Here is a 17299-nt window from a genome sequence, read left to right on the forward strand (position 1 = left end):
TTTTTGCCTTTCACGATGAAGGCGGCTTCGGAAGGGCAGTGTATCAAGGCGTATTCCATTTTATTTGAAGGGGTCCGCAGCATCACGTAGTCCGTCGCCGAAGAAATTAAAGGCCAGAATGACGAGAACGACCGGGATCGTCGGAATGAGAAGCCACGGATATAGCGCAATGACGCTGACGCTGCGCGCCTCCGTGAGCAGAATTCCCCAACTTGTGATCGGAGGCCTGAGACCAAGCCCGAGGAAGCTGAGCGCGGTCTCGCCGAGAATCATGCCTGGTATCGTTAGCGTTGCCGACGCGATCAAGTGTGACATGAAGCCGGGAATAAGGTGTCTGCCGATGATGCGCGGCGTACCCGCACCCATCAATTGCGCAGACAAAACATAGTCTTCTTCGCGAAGCGCCAGCAATTTAGAGCGCACGGCGCGTGCGAGCCCCGTCCAGTCCAGCATGCCGAGAATGATGGTGATGCCGAGATAGACGAGGATCGGGCTCCAGGTCACCGGCATGATGGCGGCAAGCGCCAGCCACAGCGGAATGCTTGGAATGGATTGCAGGACCTCGATGATGCGTTGAACAATCAGATCGAACGTGCCGCCGCGATAACCCGCTAAACCACCGATCACAATGCCGAGAACAAAGCTCATGGCGACGCCAAGAAGGCCGATGGTCAACGAAATGCGGGCACCGTAGATGATGCGGGACAGCACGTCACGGCCGAGCCGATCTGTGCCAAGCAGGAACAATTCACCGCCTTCTGCCGGGCAGACGAGATGGGTTCTGCCCTCGAACATGCCCCAGAAGTGATAGGTATCGCCCTTGCAGAAGAAACGCAGCGGCTGAACATCCGTCGGCACATCGCGGTAGACGCGGCGCAGATTGTCCATGTCGAGCGTCATTTCCCGGCCATACACGAAGGGGCCGACAAATTTGCCGTCATTGAAGAGGTGAATGGCCTGCGGTGGCGCGTAGATATGCTCGATATTGCGGGTATGGAGATTGTAGGGCGCCAGGAACTCGCTGATCAGGATCGAAAGGTAAAGTACTACCAGAAAAGCACCGGACCACACCGCGATCTTGTGCTGGCGGAACTGCCACCACATGAGCTTCAGTTGCGACGCTTTGCTGAAGGCCGCCATGCCCGACGTGTTGGGTTCGATCAGCGAGGGGTCAAAAGGCGCGGTCGAGACGTAATGGGGCAGGGCTTCGCCTGGGTTCGGAATGGATGAAGTCATTTGACGTTACCACCTCCGAAGCGGATTCTCGGGTCGAGTATGGCAAGGGCGATATCCGAGACCAGCACGCCGATCACCGTCAGGAAAGCGAGGAACATCAGGAACGAACCGGCCAGATACATATCTTGGCTTTGTAACGCGCGGATGAGCATCGGGCCGGTGGTTTCGAGCGATAGGACGACGGCGGTGATTTCCGCGCCTGATATGATGGCGGGCAGGATCGAGCCGATATCCGAGATGAAGAAATTCAACGCCATACGCAGCGGATATTTGATCAGCACCTTGAATGGGTGCAGACCCTTGGCGCGGGCGGTCACGACATATTGTTTCTGCAATTCGTCGAGCAGGTTGGCGCGCAGGCGACGGATCATGCCAGCCGTTCCCGCCGTTCCGATGATGAGGACGGGTATCCAGATATGTTCGAGGATCGACTTAAACTTCGCCCAGCTCATCGCCTGATTGAGGTACTCCCGGTCCATCAGATGGCCGATGGAGATGCCGAACCAGATGTTGGCGAAATACATCAGGATCAAAGCCAACATGAAATTGGGGATGGCAATGCCGAGCAGGCCGAGGAAGGTAAGCCCGTAATCGCCCCAGCTGTATTTATGCGTGGCGGAATAGATGCCGATCGGAAAAGCAAGCAGCCAGGTGACGATGATGGTGACAAACGAAACCAGAACCGTCAGCCACAGGCGGTCTCCCACCACGTCGCTGACCGGCAGCTGATATTCGAAGGAATAACCGAAATCGCCGACCAGCATGCCGGTCGCCCAGCGGAAATAGCGGATCGGTGCCGGCTGGTCGAAACCGTAACGGGTACGCAGTTCCTCGATTTCGGCAAGGTTTGCGGTTTCGCCCATGGCGCGAAGCTCGGCGACATAACTTTCGAAATAATCGCCCGGCGGCAGTTCGATGATGGTGAAGACCAGCATCGAGATGAGGATCAGCGTGGGGATCATGACGAGGATGCGCTTGATTATATACCGCAGCATATCAGGCGTCTCCGTCATACCAGAAGGCATCCGGCATATAGACGCCGAGATAGGATGTGGGTTCAAAGCCGAAGAGCGCCTTCTCCGGCACATTTCGCATGCGTTTGACATGGACGACGGGTTGCAGCGCGCCGTTGACGATGCCGATGGAAAATACCTGCTGCGTATAGATGCCAAGCATTTCCAGCCAGATCGCCTCACGTTCTTCCTCGGTGACGCTTCTGCGCCATTTTTTCAGAAGATCAAGCAAATGGGCTGCCTCCGGCAGATCGGGCTCCTTGCCCTCGCGGCCGCCGGAAAGATAATGAATGCCCCAGACCGGCCATTGCAACTGGTCATCCCCCGTGGGCGCAAGGCCGGAAGGCAGCATGTCGGGCGTCGGCACGCCATTGTCCATGCCCATCCACACCGACATCAGCACCTCACCGCCCATAGCGCGCTTGCGGAAGACATCGCGCTGGGTGGGGCGGACGGAAACGGCAATGCCGATATGCCGCCAGTGATCCGTCACCAGCTCCATCACGTCCGTTTCGAGCGTGCTTTCGCCCGTCGTCTCGACGATGATATAGGCGGGTCGACCATCCGGCAGCAGCCGAAGTCCGGCATTGTCGCGCTTGTCGAGACCCGCTTCATCGAGCAGCTTATTGGCCGTTGCGCGGTCGAAGGCGCTCCAGGCGTCCGCAAATTCCTGCCGGTAAAGCGGGCTTTCCGGCAGAACGGTATCGGCGCTTTCCTTTGCCAGTCCGTAAAAACAGACCATGTTTATTTCGTGCCGGTTGATCGCGAGCGACAGCGCCCGGCGGACGCGTACATCCTGAAAAGCGCTGCGCCAGACCGCGTCGGCACAATTGAGATTGGGCAGCAGCGCTATGCGTGAGCCCTGGGAGCGCTTGTAGAGATTGACCTTCAGCGGGAAACGCTTTTCAGCGTCCTTCAAGAAGGTGTAGTCGGCGAAGTCGAGGCCGAAATATTGCAGGTCGCTGTCGCCGGAGGCCGTCTTGGCCGAGATGATGTCGGACGAGGTGACGTTCAGCAGGAAGCGGTCGAGATAGGGCAGTTGCAGCCCGTTTTCATCGACACGATGATAATAGGGATTGCGTTCGAACACGAACTGTTCGGCGGGCGGCGCAGTGGTGTTGCGCCAGGCATCGAGCGTTGGCAGATCAGGATTTTCTGGACGAACCTGCCGTGACATCTTGATGTGCAGGCCGCTCCAGTCGTCCGCCTTGTTTTTCTTGATGAGCTTCGCAAGCTTTTCCGGCGTCTGATATTTGACGTGGAACTGTTTCATATAGGCCGCCGGCAAAAACAGCCGTGCCGGCGAGGCGGCGGCGAGCTTCGCCAGAAAATCCGGGTTGGGGCCGTCCCAGGTGTAACGCACCGTCAGCAGATCAATGACCTCGATCAGCGGCGGCTTGTTGTTGACCAGAAGTTCGATCGGAGGACCGCCCTTGTGGATTTCCTTGTTGAGGGCGACATCCTCCCAGAAATAGCGGAAATCTTCAGACGTCAAATCGCTGCCATCGGACCACTTGTGGCCCTCACGCAGCTTGAAGGTGAAGATGCGTTCTTCCTGGACGTCGTAGCTTTCCAGGATATCAGGATGCAGCTCGAATTTTTCGTCGTAACCGACCAGGCGGGCATAGTTGCTGATCGGCATAAGCCTGATATCACGCTGGCCGCCAATGAGCATACGTACCGAGCCGCCATGTTTTCCCGGCTCACGGCCAAGCGCTTTCATATCGATGATGCGCGGGTTTTTCGGCAGGCGTTCGGCCACGTCGGGCAATTCGCCCTTTTCGCGTTTTTCCTTGAAATAGGTAGGGTCGACATAGGCGGCGCGCGCATAGGCCGGCAGGAAAACGGAGGCCAAGAGGGCAAGGGTGGTGCGACGCGTGATCAAGGGCGAAGCTCCCGGATGTCGGCATTGCCGTTGGCGAGGACGAAATGGCCTTCGCCGAGATCGGCTGATATCATCTCGCCATCACCCTCATCGCGAAACTGCTTGCCCCAGTCGAATTTGCCCGTCGCGCTGATCTTGCCGATGGTGTGGAAATCGAGCGGGCGGTCAAGGTCCGGGAAAGGCACGGCGGCCAAAAGGGATTTTGTGTAGGGGTGAACCGGAGAGCGCATCAGAATTTCCCGCGGTGCCAGTTCCACGATGCGGCCCTCGCACATGACAGCCACGCGGTCGGCCATATAATCCACGACCGCGAGATTGTGCGAGATGAACAGATAGGTCAGCCCGAGGTCCTGCTGCAAATCCTTCAGAAGATTGAGAATTTGCGCCTGAACGGACACATCCAGGGCAGAAACGGGTTCATCACAGATCAAGAGTTCCGGGCCGAGCGCCAGTGCTCTTGCAATACCGATACGCTGCCTCTGGCCGCCGGAAAAACTGTGGGGGTAACGGTTCAGTGCGCTTTCGCCCAGCCCTATTGCCCTCACAAGTCCACGGACTTTCTCCGCCCGGTATTTGGCATCCCCGCGTCCGTGAATTTCCAGCGGTTCGCTCAGGATGTTGCCGACCGTCATGCGCGGCGATAGCGAGGAAATCGGGTCCTGAAAGACCATCTGGATCTTCGATCGCAGTTCCTTCAGTTCGCCATCCTTGGCATTGAGCACGTCGATATCGCCCCCCTGCCGGTGGAAGGTCACCGCGCCTTCATCCGGGCGAACCGCGCGCATCAGGATCTTGCTGACGGTGGTCTTGCCGCTGCCGCTTTCGCCGACCAGCCCGAGGCATTCACCGCGACGGATGTCAAAACTGACGCTGTTGACCGCTTTCGTCGCGTTGGCGTCGCCTTTGCGGAACCAACTGGACTTTCGTGTTGTGAAGGTCTTGCTGATATTGTCTACGGTCAGGAGCGGGCCGGGGGTTTTGTTGATCGCGGCGGTCTTCTTGCCCACGAGGCTTTCGTGGTCCACCTTGATTTCGCGCAGGGCCTTCAGCCTTTCGCCGGGCTTCATGTCGAAATGCGGCACGGCGGCCATCAGGCCCTTGAGATAGGGATGGGCCGGTGCCTTGAAAATGTCATCGACCGTACCCGCTTCCATGATCTCGCCCTGATAGATCACGGCCACTTCGTCGGCGATATTGGCGACCACACCGAGATCGTGGGTAATGAGCAGCATGCTCATGTTGAGCCGGCTCTGGAGGTCGCGCAGAAGCTTGAGGATTTGCGCCTGTATCGTCACATCAAGCGCCGTGGTCGGCTCGTCGGCGATGAGCAGCGCGGGGCGACAGATCAGCGCCATGGCGATCATGGCGCGCTGGCGCATGCCGCCCGACAATTCGAAGGGATACATGTTCACGACCTTTTTGGGTTTGGGAAACCCTACGAGGTCGAGCGTCTCATGTATTTTTTCCGCACGTTCCGCCGGTGACAGAATGCTGTGGATGCGCAGCGCTTCATCGATCTGGTTACCGATCGTGTGCAGCGGCGAAAAGGAGGTCATCGGTTCCTGAAAAATCAGGCCGATGCGGTTTCCACGTATTGAGCGGATTTCCCTCCCGTCCTTCGGCAATTGCAGCAGATCGATGGGGCCGGCTGCGGCATTTACAGGATCGGTAAACAGCACGCGGCCGTTCACGCGCGCCGTCTTGGGATGAATACCCATGATGGTTTGGCCGATGACGGACTTTCCCGAGCCGGACTCGCCAACAAGAGCAGTCACCTTTCCTGGAAGAATACGGAGACTTGCGCCCCTGACGGCATCAATGGTGCCGCCCATGAGAGAAAAAGAGACCCGCAGATTTTCAATACGGAGCAAATCTGCGCCAGCGCTCATGCCAAAAGGTTCCTTGCCGTCTCTTTATCGTTGCCTTGTGACAATTGTTCAGGAGGGCTTAAATTCACGTTATCGCAGGGTTTGTTGTCTGTCTATGCCTCTGAAACATCGAATTGTTTAGCAAATTCAAAGCCGGCTTCCTAAATGTGGCTGCTTGCCTGAACGCCTTTGTTTGGTGATATGTTAACGGACGCTTTGGAACGAGGATCCATGTCCGACAAGAAATATTATGACGCCCAGTTGGATAAAGCCCGACAGTTGCAAAATCGCGGCCAATATGCGGAAGCCAATGCGCTTCTCTTATCGCTGGTTGCAGCAAAAGACGGGCATCTGATGGGTGAGCGAACCGTGCTCGGCCTGCCACGCCGGCTGCATGCCGCACGGCTGCGTCTGGCCAAGGCCGAAGGCGATCTCGTCGCTCGGATCGGTTATCAATACACGCTGGTTCCGCCGCCACAAACGCTCGCAAAATATGCCCGGTTTTCCCCCGAAGAACGGCGCGTGATCAGTCTCAAAAGCCGAGAGGATGTGCCGCGGCTCATTCATCAGATATGGATTGGGGAAAAAGCGCCGCCGGTATCGGTCAAGGCCTGGGCCAACCATGCCGAACAGCATGGTTATGAGTATCGCCTTTGGCGGGAGGCCGATCTTGAGCGGGAGGGCGTGTTTTCGAACAGCATCTTTAACAGGATGCTTGGCGAAGGCGATTATCCAGGTGCTGTGGATGTGGCCCGTTACATCCTGCTGGAGCGTTTTGGCGGGATCTATCTCGACTGCGACTGGTATCCGGCGCGTGATGACATGAGTTTCGATGCCTTCGTGCCTTTGACAGGACTGACGGCGTTTGACGAGAAAACGCCGCGCGATACGGGGCAGGGCAGCATGCTGCTTGCCAATTCCTTCATTGCCGCCCCGGCCGGGCATCCGGTCTTCCGCAAGATGCTCGAGGCTTTTCCCGGGATCATCGACGAAATGCCGCGTGCGCCGGCCTGGTGGTCTACCGGTCCACTTATCTTCACCATCATCGCCCGGGCGGGAAGTATCAGTCTTGCGCCGGCGTCGTTTGTCGCCGCGGTTCTTGCCGACCGTGCGCCGCTGGAGGCGGTAGAAGAGATCAGGCAGAAACTCGCCCTGCAGGACAGCGGGATGCTGATCGCCTGGAAATCATGGTGATATCTCGTTGACGAGGTCCTGCGAGGAACGCCAGCGGGCGGCGGGATGCCCGGTGGTTACCTCGAAAAGTCGCCGCAGAAAGCGCCAGACATTGTCGTCATGCACGAGATGATGGGTGAGCAAGCCGGTCGTCCCGCCCTCGTCGGCGGTGCGCAGGATGCGGGCGGCGGTCTCGGAAAACAGGATGTCGTCTTCCCGGCCGCCGCGGCTGCCGTGCCAGTCGATGACATCGACATGGGTGTTAAGGCAAGGCGGGATCGTATCTTTTTCAGGTCCGAAGACGGATAAAGCGCGATATCCGATATCCGCCAGACCCTTCACCATACCGGCGTCGATGCGGTTCCACGGTGGCACCAGCATCGGCACCAGACGCCTGCCATGCAGGTCATGAAGCTTCTCCAGTCCGGATTGCAATTCATCAAGCACGACGGCCGGGTCGCGATGCGGCCCGAGTTCCTGTTTCTTTTCATTGGCGCTGGCGTAGTTCGTATGGGACCAGCCGTGGACGGCGACCTCCGCAATGTCAGAGGCATCCAGATGTGTTGCGAGCTTCTCCGTTGTCATTCCGGGAATGACCGCGAGCGTGGCCGGGACGGAAAAGCTGCTGCAAAGATCAAGAAACGCATCGAGAGCCGCTGTCGGTTCCACCGCATCGTCATCCCGGAGCCAAAGATCGGCCTTCATGCCGCGTCGGCTGCATTCATCCAGTGCCGCATTGAGTTTTTCCAGACTCATGATCATCGTGCCTTTGCCTGCAAAAGGATATGGTTCAGCTTCGTTGCGGCGTTTTCCAGAGATCGTTCATTGATGATGAATTGGCGGGCCGCTTTTGCCAGTTCCTCACGCTGCCTGTCATCGCCGAGCAGGGTCTTGATCGCCTCGGCATAAGCGGCTGTATCATTTTCCGGTGTCAGTAATCCTGTGGTACCGGATTTTACCACCTCGGGAACACCGGCAACTTTTTCCGCCACAACGGGCAGGCCGGCAGCCTGCGCTTCTAGATAGGCGAGACCATAGGCCTCGCCATGGCCCGGCCAGACGTAGAGGGATGCTCTTGAAAGAAGCGCCGCGATGTCTGTCGGGCTTTTTTCCCCGTGCCAGACGAGGCGGTGATCGGGAAACGCGCTGAAAATGGCCTCCACGGCCGCGCGCTCCGGGCCGTCGCCGACGATATCCAGCGTCCAGCCGAGAGTTTCAGGCAATAAAGCGAGCGCTTCGGACAGGCTACGATAGCTCGATAGCTTGTCGCCCGCCCGCATCATGGCGACGGTAATGAGCCTTGATGGCTGGGGTCGGGGTCCGTTTGCGAGAAACGCCTCGGCGTCGATGAAGGGCGGTAACATGGCCCATTGCAGGCTAGGGGAAGCGCGGACAAGCCCTTCGCGATCCCGCGCGGTGAAGCAGATATTGACCGCGGCCCCGTTCAATGCGGCGAGCAGAGCGTCCTGAACCGCCTGCCAGCCCATATTGTTGCGTTTCGGCGAATAGGATGCCTCGGCGGTCACATAGGGGATGCCGAAACGCTTCACCAGTTCCGGGCCGAGCAGATCCGGGGCCTTGTAGTAGGGGTGATAACAAAACCAGAGGTCCGGTGCGCCGTCCTGACGCCATAGCTCCGCGATCGTTTCGATTTCGAGCCTGGCCTCATCGGCGAGCGATGGCCGCGCCGGATCGTCCGGTTGTTTCAGAAAGCTGCGCAGCTCCGAGGCGACGAAAACGTCATGGCCTCCCATCGTCATCGCCTTCATCAGAAGTCGGGCCATGAGCCGGTCGCCGGAGGGAACGGGATGGTTGGGCGATTTGAGCGGCGAATAAAAGGCGATCTTCATGGCGATGGTTGTGCGTTGCCGACGGCTTGGGCGTCAACCGGAATTTGAAAGGGCCGAGCCTTGACAGGTCGGTCATTCTTGCCCAACTGAAAGGCATCTTTTGCACATGCGCGGAGCGTGACACGCTTTGACTTCTCCAGACATTTCCCAGACCCTGCTTTCCGGCATCGAAAACAGAAGCGCTAAAGCGGGGGTGATCGGCCTCGGCTATGTCGGCCTGCCGCTTGCCATGACGGTTGCCAAAGCTGGTTTCAAAGTCGTCGGTTTCGACATTGACCCCGGCAAAATTACCGCGATCGAAGCGGGCCGCAGTTACATCGAGGCGGTTTCGGATGAAGTGCTGGCAAGTGTTCGGCCGGATGACGGTTTCGTTGCTACCAGCGATTTCTCCAGATTGGCCGAATGCGATGTGATTGCCATCTGCGTGCCGACGCCGCTGACGAAATATCGCGAGCCTGACCTTTCCTACGTTGAAAAGACCTGCCGGGAGATTGCAACCCATCTGCGCAAGGGGCAGCTCGTGGTGCTGGAATCGACCACTTATCCCGGTACGACCGACGGGGTGGTGAAGACCATTCTGGAGAGTACTGGCCTCGTCTCCGGCGTCGATTTCTTCATCGGCTTTTCGCCGGAGCGGGAAGATCCGGGCAATCGTGATTTCGAGACCTCGACCATTCCGAAGGTCGTTGCCGGTGACGGCGAAGCTGCCGGAAAGCTGATGGCCGCCTTTTACGGCTCGGTGGTGAAGAAGATTGTTCCGGTTTCCACCAATGCCACGGCTGAGGCGGTGAAAATCACCGAAAACGTGTTCCGTGCCGTCAATATCGCGCTCGTCAACGAACTCAAGGTCGTCTACGAGGCGATGGGTATCGACATATGGGAAGTTATCGATGCGGCGAAAACCAAGCCCTTCGGCTTCATGCCCTTTTATCCCGGACCGGGTCTCGGCGGCCATTGCATACCGATCGACCCGTTTTATCTCACCTGGAAATCGCGCGAATATGAACTGCCGACCCGGTTCATCGAGCTTGCCGGCGAGATCAATACCGGCATGCCGCGCCATGTCGTCGGACGGGTTGCCGAAGCGCTTGATGTTCATTCCGGCAAGGCGCTCAGCCGCGCGAAGGTGCTGGTTGTCGGTCTCGCTTACAAGAAAAACGTGCCCGATATTCGCGAAAGCCCATCGCTGAAGCTCTTGGAGCTAATTCGGGAGCGCGGCGGCGAAGCGGCCTATTTCGATCCTTATGTGGCGGAAATTCCGAAAACCCGGGAATATAGCCACCTGATGGGCATGAAATCCGTATCATGGGACAGTGAGACCATTGGCGGCTTCGACGCCGTTCTTGTCGCGACGGATCACGACAATGTCGATTATGCGGCGCTCAGCGACTGGGCGCCGCTGATCGTCGATACACGAAATGTCTTCGCGCGTCGGGATATCGCCGCAAAACACATCATCAAGGCCTGATAACATGAGCAGACTGGACAGCTTCATTCGTCGGTTGACCGCGCAGCGCGACATCCTCAACCATGTCGAGGCCGATCTCGATCTGCCTGAGCAGGGCGCGCTCATGGAAATCGGGCTTGGAAACGGGCGTACTTTCAATCATCTGCGGGAACTGTTTCCCAACCGCCGCATCATCGCTTTTGACAGGGCCATGGGTGCCCATGCCTCTTCCGTTCCGGCAGAAGAGGATCTTGTGATCGGTGAGATCTCGCAAACCGCCCCAGCCTTCATCGGCACGGATGCGGCGATGGTGCATGCCGATATCGGAACGGGCTATCCGGAAAAGGATGCAGTCACCCTGACGTGGTTGCCCGATCTTGCCGCGGGCATGCTGGCGAAAGGCGGTATCGCCATCAGCGGCCTGCCGCTCGATCATGCCATGCTGAAACCGCTGCCGGTGCCGGAAACTGTGCCGACGGATCGCTATTTTCTCTATCGTAAAATTTGATGTTGGGCAGCCCGATGCGGGAAGCGTCGTGGCTGCCTCAGAGATAACGCTCGCTCTCTTCTCTTGAGAGCAGATACACTCTCATCTGCGAGTTTCGTCCGCGAATGGCGATTTTTTCGCTTCTGAGGTCAGCAATATCCTGCCCCGCCTGAATGAGGGCCGGTTCGGAAATGACGATGGCGGCGCCGAATTCTTTAGCTTTGGATTCGAGCCGGCTTGCCACGTTCACGGTATCGCCTATGGCCGTCAGGGTTTTTGCCGCGCCATATCCCATCACGCCCACGATGCTGGGGCCGGCGTGAATGCCGACCACCACTTCCAGACGGACGGCGAATTGTTTTTCCAACCCCTCGTTCAGGATTGCGATATCCCGCAATATGGTGGCGGCTGCCTTCATGGCGTTGCGACAGGCCCGGTCCGTATCCTCGCCGAGTCCAAAAAGAGCCATGGCGCCATCGCCGATGAATTTATCGAGATGGCCACCGGCCTGTTCGACGGCCTGACCGACGATGGTGAAGTAGCGGTTGAGAAGGAAGACCACATCATAGGGCAGCTTCGCTTCGGACAGCGTGGTGAAATTCCGCAGATCGCAGAAGAGGATGGCGATTTCCTCTTCCCGACCGGGGCGCGCCGGTTCGGCATCTGCCGGCAGATCGCTCTCTCGGGGTGGAGAAACGAGAAGCGCGATGTCGAGATCGCTGGTGGGCCGTAGTTGACAGCCGAGCCGCACGTCCGAATCGGCGTGGATACGCCTCAACGTCGTCTGCTCGATATCGCCGGGTGGTGGAAGCGGGCCCTTGCTGTTTAAAACCTTGACACGACAGGTGGAACAGCGCCCCTTGCCGCCGCAGACGGAGTAATGCGGGATGCTCGCGAGGCGGCTCGCTTCGAGAATGCTGAACCCGGCCGGGATACGGGCTTGCGCGCCCTGTTCATAGTGGATTTCAATCGCGGTCAGCCGTTGCCGGAAGCTCCGCACACCGCGTAAGACGAAGACAAGCACGATCGCGCCGGCAAAAAGAGCTTCGGTTGTGCTGGTGATGAACCGAATTCGCGTTTCCATCTCCCTTTGCAGCGGGAATTCGTCTCTCTGGATAGTGTTATCCGAAAGCCCGGGAGGAAGCGCATATTTCCGATCGACTTCTTCCAGCCAGCGGCCTGCATCGCTGAAGCCCAGCAATGCCAGAAGCGGCAACATCACCACGACAGTCATGAACAGCCCGGCGATTTTCGGATACCAGTCGCGGTATCGCAGCCAGAAATAGAGGCCGATGCATCCATGGGTCCAGATGACAATTAATGCGATGCTTTGCCACGCACCCCCGATGGGGTTGTTAATCCACAGCCTGCGGATCACGGAATAATAACCGACGTCGATGCCATAAAGCATATGCGAGACGCGGATATTGACGGCGTGGCCGATGATCAGAAACGGGATCGACAAGCCGAATATGACCTGAAGCGCCTCCCGCAGCGGCATGCGCAGCGTCCTACGCAGATAGAGCGAACGCAGGACGAGACAGACATGCACCACGACCGACCCGTAAAAAAGTGCGCTGCTGACCGGATTGAGCCATATCAGGCTGAACCATTTGCGCGCCCGTTCGGCCGTGTCGATGGAAATGAGTGCAAGGGAATGATTGGCGAGGTGGGAAAAAACGAAAGCGAATATGATGAGGCCGGATGAAATCCGGGCACGTCTTAAATTGGTCTCCGAAAAGAAACGGATCATGCAAATCCCATCAGATGGCCGTTCGGCATAGAATCATCGTGCAATATATGGTGGCGATCTCTTAGACCGTTTTGTCGAATTTCGGGACGGGAAACCGGGGTTCGCCTTCCTTGGAAATACCCCAAATGCAGATGGCCTCGTGGCAATATCATGGAGCAATTGATCGGAACTGGTCAATTGTGCGTGTTCGCAATGCACGCCTTGAGAAGGGTGTTCCGTGAGGATGTCGAAAAGCGGTCGAACGTCGAAGCCCGGCGGACGCCGGGTTGCGATCAGAGTTCGATAATCTGTCCGTCCATCGCCGCGAACGCACCGTTGAACTCGGCTTTCGCCTGTTTTTCGATATCGTCCAGTTCCTCGTCTGTGCGGCTTGGGGCGTGGTGGATGAAGCCGACATTTTTCGCGTCGGCGAGCTTGGCGAGGCGGATCGCCTGCTGCCAGGAAGAATGGCCATAACCGCGGTAAAGGCCCATTTCCTCGTCGGTGAACATGGCGTCATAGAGGAAAAGATCGACATCCCTGATGAGATCAAGCACGGTTTCGTCGATGTTTCCGGGCTCATGTTCGGTGTCGGTGATGATGGCGAGCGACTTACCTTCCCAATCCAGCCTGTATCCGATGGCGTTGCCGGGATGGTTGAGCATTCCGGTTCTGATCGACAGGCCGGGATGCACATCGAGCACGTCACCCGCCTTGAAATCCCGCGTCGCGATCTTTGCGCAGCAAATTTCAAGGGGCACCGGGAACCAGGGAGGGCTCATGAAATCCTTGAGCATTTCCCGGGTAGTCATGCTTCCGGCAAGGTGGCCCGACCAGATGGCGACATCGTTGGCGCTGTTATAAAAGGGCTTGAAATAGGGGAAGCCGACAATGTGGTCGTAGTGACAGTGCGAGAAGAAAAGGTTGACGTCGGTAACGCCTTCCGCCCGCAAGGCAAGGCCAGCGGGGTGCAGGCCGGAGCCGGCATCGAACAAAAGAACGTGATCGCCGCACCTTACCTCGATGCAGATTGTATTCCCGCCGTATTTTCGGAAGTTTTCACCTGAAACGGGAAGCGTTCCCCGCGCACCCCAGATCTTTACCCGAAAATTTCTATTACTTTCCCGACGTGTTGTGTCGGAATTGAACGCCATAGCACACCCCAATAACAACGGAATCTTGCACGCTTCCTCCCATGAAGCCCGTTGTCTCTATAGATTCTTATATCCGCCCTCGTTGGAGCGGCTGCCTTTACCCCTTATTCAGTCAGCATTTCATTTATATTGCAATAGTACGACATTTATTTTTCCAATATCGCCATTCAAGGTAGCAAGGAATTGTCGTTTATGTCCTGGTGCCCGCGCGAGCTTTGCTCAGCTCAGTCGTCGTCTGGGTAAGGCGTTCGGCGAGAACCCGCATGACTTTGATAGTAATGTCGGGGAAATCGGACATGAGCTTGAAGAACTGTTCCTTGCCGATACGCAGGGCTTCCACATTGGTGGAGGCGCGGACGGTCGCGGTTCTAACGCTGTCACAGAGAATTGCGATTTCACCGACAATGGCATTACCGGTCATTTCCGCCACTTTAAGCGTGCCCGAAGGGGAATCGACCAGAACATCGACTTTTCCGGTCAAGAGGACATAGGCCGCGTCGCCGACATCTCCCTGCCGGAACAGCACATCCCCGGCGTGATAGGATACCCGATCGGACGCGAATGCGAGCAGCTTGAGTTTTGACGGTTCCATTTCCGAAAAAAACGGGACCCTTTTCAGCATCTGAATTTCGTCTTTAAACAGCATTGCCCTATCCTGTTCTTGTTCCACCTCGGTCACATTCTTGGTGTTATGTCGCGACCATTTCCTTGAATGTACCGTTTTCCTCGGCGAGAGTCTCGTAACTTCCGTCAGCCGTGATCAGGCCTTGATGAACGACGATCACCCGCTCGAACATGCGCGAGAGGTGTGCATTCGAGAGAACCCACACGATCGAGGGGTTAGTGTTGTTCTGTTTCAGAAGTGTGATGACCCGTTCGACAATTTCTTCCTGCTGTCGGGGATCGAGGCCGGGAAGAGGGCGGTTAAAGACGTAATAGTCGGATTTGCGGATCAGCGCCCGCGCGAGATTGAGCTTTTGGCGCTGCAGCGGGCCAAGCCGCTTGCCGCCGGCACCCAGGTTGAAATCCAGCCCCACGGCCAGCACCCGCTCGTAAACGCCCTGCTTGCGCATGACATCCGCGACGATGCGGGTAATGCGCCGTGAGGCGTCGGTATAACGATGGCTCACCTTGCCGAAGAGGATGTTATCCAGAAGGCTGGTGGCGCTCATGTACTTGGTCGGGTCATAGATTTCGATCACGTTTTTCAAGCTGTCGGGCAGCTTCTCGTGGAACATGTGGCGGACCTCGACGATCCGGTTCATTATCTCTGGCGTGAGAAGACCAAAACGCTGGCGAGGCTCGATGTAGAAGAAGCTGAGCCGCAGCATTGCGCGCTTTTCGTTTTCATTGGCCTCGTCGAAACTCCGGCTCTGAAGCCGCTGCAGCATCTGCTGATAGACCGGAATGTCATCCGGCGTCATGAAGGTAAGCTGCTGGAAAAAGGGGTGGTCTCCTGGCAGGTCGGCGAAGATTTCCACGATGTTTTCAGCGATCGTGTAACCCATTTCGAATAGGGTTTTGACGAGGCCGGTTTCGCGCATGAGCGAGCGGAAATAGTCGCTTTCGATGACGGTTCTGATGGATTGCGACGAGTCGCGCATGGTGCCGAACAACAGGTTTTCGCCAACTGTCGCCTCGCTATTGTAGCTCTCCAGTTCGAAGGGAGCGATGAGGCCGCTCAGATTTTCCTTTTCCAGTTCGGCGCGCAGCACATGCCGCAGTTCCACGATACGGGCGGCAAGGTGTAGATCGCTCAAAGGATCGATCGACGAGCGTAGCGCGAACTCCAGAATATCCTGGGAGAGTTCCACGCTGTCTAGCACGTCCAGAATGGCCTGAATGAGATTTTCCGGCCTGCCGTCGCCGGCCGGGCTTGAAGCGTAATCGATCCATTCGCTGTTGATGTCGATCAGCGGATTGCCCGCCATCTTGGCTTCGCGGATTTCCCACTTGCGGTGCTCCAGCGCAGCGCCCTCGTAGTTCTTGTCTGCGAGCGGGGCGTGCTTCAGGCCGTAAAGCAGATTGTCCTTCAGACTGGCGTGGAAGAAATAACTGTCCGAGGAGACATAGGAAATGCGTCGCCCGGTCAGCGATTCCGGCAGTTCCAATATGTCGACATCGTTGATGCTGACCTTGCCCGAGATTGGCCAGAGCGTACGGCCGATCGCATCCGCCAGCGCTTCGGCTCCCGAGCCGCCGACGATGGCGATCACCTCGCCCGGCTCGATCTTCAACGATGCCTGCTCCAGAAGCCGGCTGCCGCTGTCATCTTCGAGGGTCAGATTGGCAATGACGAGCGGTGCGGCGATGGGCGAAACGGCGCCGGGAGAGAGTTTCTGCACCTTTTCGTCGATCATGTTCGGAGTGTTGAACTGCTCGAAGACCTGCTCATATTTCACCTGCACGTCCTGACGTGCCTGATCCCAGTCGATCAGTTCCTTCAATGGTCCGGGCAGTTCCTTATAGGCGTTGATGACGGCGACCAGCTGGCCGACGTCAAGGCTGCCCTTCAGGGTTAGATATCCGCCGAGCGCATAAAAGAAGAAGGGTGTGAGCTGCGCGAGGAAGTTATTGATGAATTTGACCAGAAACTTCCACTGGTAGAGATCGTAACGGATTTTGAAGATGTCGCCGAGCCGGTGCGAGGCATCGGCGCGTTCGTAGTTGGAGGTGTCATAGGCATGGATCGTGCCGATGCCATCGACCATTTCGCCGATGCGTCCGGCAAGCTGGCGGGCGCTCAGCTGCCGCTGGCGACCGAGTTCGATGAGGCGGCGACGCATCTTCGGAATGATGCCCACCTGGATCGCCGCCATGAAAGCCGCGATCAAGCCGAGCCAGAAATTCTGCACGAGAATGAAAAAGAGCGCGGAGAGTGCCTGGCCGCCGAGAAGTGCCGGCTGCACGAAGGCGTCGCCGGTAAATCCGCCGAGCGGCTCAACCTCGTCCTTCACCATGCTGGAGATTTCCGCACCTTTGACACGCTTGAAATGCGAGGGTGGGAACCGCAGGATCTTGTCGATGAGCTCGAAGCGGATACGCCGCAGAAGCCGCTCGCCAAGGCGGCCCTTGTAGGTATTGATGTAATATTTGAAGAGCCCGTTGATGATGACAAGCGCCAGAAATGTCAGGCTCAGTCCCATCAACATCGACATACGGTTGAGCTCAAGCCCGGGGAACAATGTCACGGTGCCCCAATAGGGAATATCGACCGTGAGATGCATGAAAAGCTGCGTCGCATTCGCCCCTTCGAACCCATCCCCCTGAATTGGGCCGTTGACGATCTGCTTGGGCAGATCGAAGGCGAGGAAATAGGGGATCATCGACAAGGCCACGATCAGCAGAATGAAAAGCTGCTGCCGCCTCGTGTGCGACCAGATATAACGCGTAAGGCTTTGTTCCATATAAAACTTCTATGACCTGGCGGGCGAGGCCCGGCGTGTTGGTTTGC

The 17299-nt window shown here is 57.4% G+C and carries 13 protein-coding genes; 3 read left to right on the top strand and 10 right to left on the bottom strand.

What is annotated here, in order from left to right; all coding sequences use genetic code 11:
• Nucleotides 1-60: 60 nt before the first annotated feature.
• From ACFVTJ_RS20720 to ACFVTJ_RS20735, 4 genes are read right to left on the bottom strand one after another with little or no spacing between them, the layout of a single operon-like run.
• The gene (locus ACFVTJ_RS20720; protein WP_386910481.1) at nucleotides 61-1236 is read right to left on the bottom strand and encodes an ABC transporter permease; all 1176 of its coding nucleotides are present in this window, start codon (nucleotides 1234-1236) and stop codon (nucleotides 61-63) included.
• On the bottom strand, nucleotides 1233-2231 hold the full coding sequence (locus ACFVTJ_RS20725; RefSeq protein WP_386910482.1) for an ABC transporter permease: 999 nt from the start codon (nucleotides 2229-2231) through the stop codon (nucleotides 1233-1235). Before ACFVTJ_RS20725 ends, ACFVTJ_RS20720 begins: the two co-directional genes overlap by 4 nt.
• 1 nt (nucleotide 2232) lies before the next feature.
• Nucleotides 2233-4134 carry an ABC transporter substrate-binding protein gene (locus ACFVTJ_RS20730; RefSeq protein WP_386910483.1) on the bottom strand — a complete coding sequence of 634 codons (1902 nt, stop codon included), beginning with the start codon at nucleotides 4132-4134 and terminating at the stop codon, nucleotides 2233-2235.
• Nucleotides 4131-6023, bottom strand: coding sequence for an ABC transporter ATP-binding protein (locus tag ACFVTJ_RS20735; RefSeq protein WP_386910484.1), 1893 nt, complete (start codon nucleotides 6021-6023; stop codon nucleotides 4131-4133). The genes ACFVTJ_RS20730 and ACFVTJ_RS20735 overlap by 4 nt, the downstream gene beginning before the upstream one ends.
• 210 nt (nucleotides 6024-6233) lie before the next feature.
• On the opposite strand from ACFVTJ_RS20735, the gene ACFVTJ_RS20740 reads away from it, so the two are divergent.
• Nucleotides 6234-7196: a glycosyltransferase family 32 protein gene (locus tag ACFVTJ_RS20740; protein WP_386910485.1), complete on the top strand. Its 963-nt coding sequence runs from the start codon at nucleotides 6234-6236 to the stop codon at nucleotides 7194-7196.
• Here the strand turns inward: ACFVTJ_RS20740 and ACFVTJ_RS20745 are convergent.
• Both ACFVTJ_RS20745 and ACFVTJ_RS20750 read right to left on the bottom strand, forming a co-directional pair.
• A complete protein-coding gene (locus ACFVTJ_RS20745) occupies nucleotides 7188-7931 on the bottom strand; it encodes a polysaccharide deacetylase family protein (RefSeq protein WP_386910521.1) in 744 nt (247 codons plus the stop codon). The two genes, ACFVTJ_RS20740 and ACFVTJ_RS20745, sit on opposite strands and share 9 nt — an antisense overlap.
• Before the next feature lie 2 nt (nucleotides 7932-7933).
• Complete coding sequence (locus ACFVTJ_RS20750; protein ID WP_386910486.1) at nucleotides 7934-9025, bottom strand: glycosyltransferase family 4 protein; 1092 nt, start codon at nucleotides 9023-9025, stop codon at nucleotides 7934-7936.
• A gap of 127 nt (nucleotides 9026-9152) precedes the next feature.
• On the opposite strand from ACFVTJ_RS20750, the gene ACFVTJ_RS20755 reads away from it, so the two are divergent.
• Together ACFVTJ_RS20755 and ACFVTJ_RS20760 are read left to right on the top strand one after the other, a co-directional pair.
• Nucleotides 9153-10493, top strand: a complete 1341-nt coding sequence (locus ACFVTJ_RS20755) for a nucleotide sugar dehydrogenase (RefSeq protein WP_386910487.1) — start codon at nucleotides 9153-9155, stop codon at nucleotides 10491-10493.
• 4 nt (nucleotides 10494-10497) lie between these two features.
• Nucleotides 10498-10980 carry a class I SAM-dependent methyltransferase gene (locus ACFVTJ_RS20760; RefSeq protein WP_386910488.1) on the top strand — a complete coding sequence of 161 codons (483 nt, stop codon included), beginning with the start codon at nucleotides 10498-10500 and terminating at the stop codon, nucleotides 10978-10980.
• A gap of 37 nt (nucleotides 10981-11017) precedes the next feature.
• Here the strand turns inward: ACFVTJ_RS20760 and ACFVTJ_RS20765 are convergent, their stop codons facing one another.
• From ACFVTJ_RS20765 to ACFVTJ_RS20780, 4 genes are all read right to left on the bottom strand, one after another.
• Nucleotides 11018-12712, bottom strand: coding sequence for an adenylate/guanylate cyclase domain-containing protein (locus ACFVTJ_RS20765; RefSeq protein WP_386910489.1), 1695 nt, complete (start codon nucleotides 12710-12712; stop codon nucleotides 11018-11020).
• A 272-nt stretch (nucleotides 12713-12984) separates the two neighbouring features.
• A complete protein-coding gene (locus ACFVTJ_RS20770; protein ID WP_386910490.1) occupies nucleotides 12985-13845 on the bottom strand; it encodes an MBL fold metallo-hydrolase in 861 nt (286 codons plus the stop codon).
• A 190-nt stretch (nucleotides 13846-14035) separates the two neighbouring features.
• Nucleotides 14036-14491, bottom strand: coding sequence for a cyclic nucleotide-binding domain-containing protein (locus tag ACFVTJ_RS20775; RefSeq protein ID WP_386910491.1), 456 nt, complete (start codon nucleotides 14489-14491; stop codon nucleotides 14036-14038).
• A gap of 43 nt (nucleotides 14492-14534) precedes the next feature.
• On the bottom strand, nucleotides 14535-17252 hold the full coding sequence (locus tag ACFVTJ_RS20780) for an ABC transporter transmembrane domain-containing protein (protein ID WP_386910492.1): 2718 nt from the start codon (nucleotides 17250-17252) through the stop codon (nucleotides 14535-14537).
• Nucleotides 17253-17299 lie beyond the last annotated feature (47 nt).

Origin of the sequence: Agrobacterium sp. NPDC058088 (assembly GCF_042885035.1) — a bacterium.
Taxonomy (GTDB): domain Bacteria; phylum Pseudomonadota; class Alphaproteobacteria; order Rhizobiales; family Rhizobiaceae; genus Agrobacterium.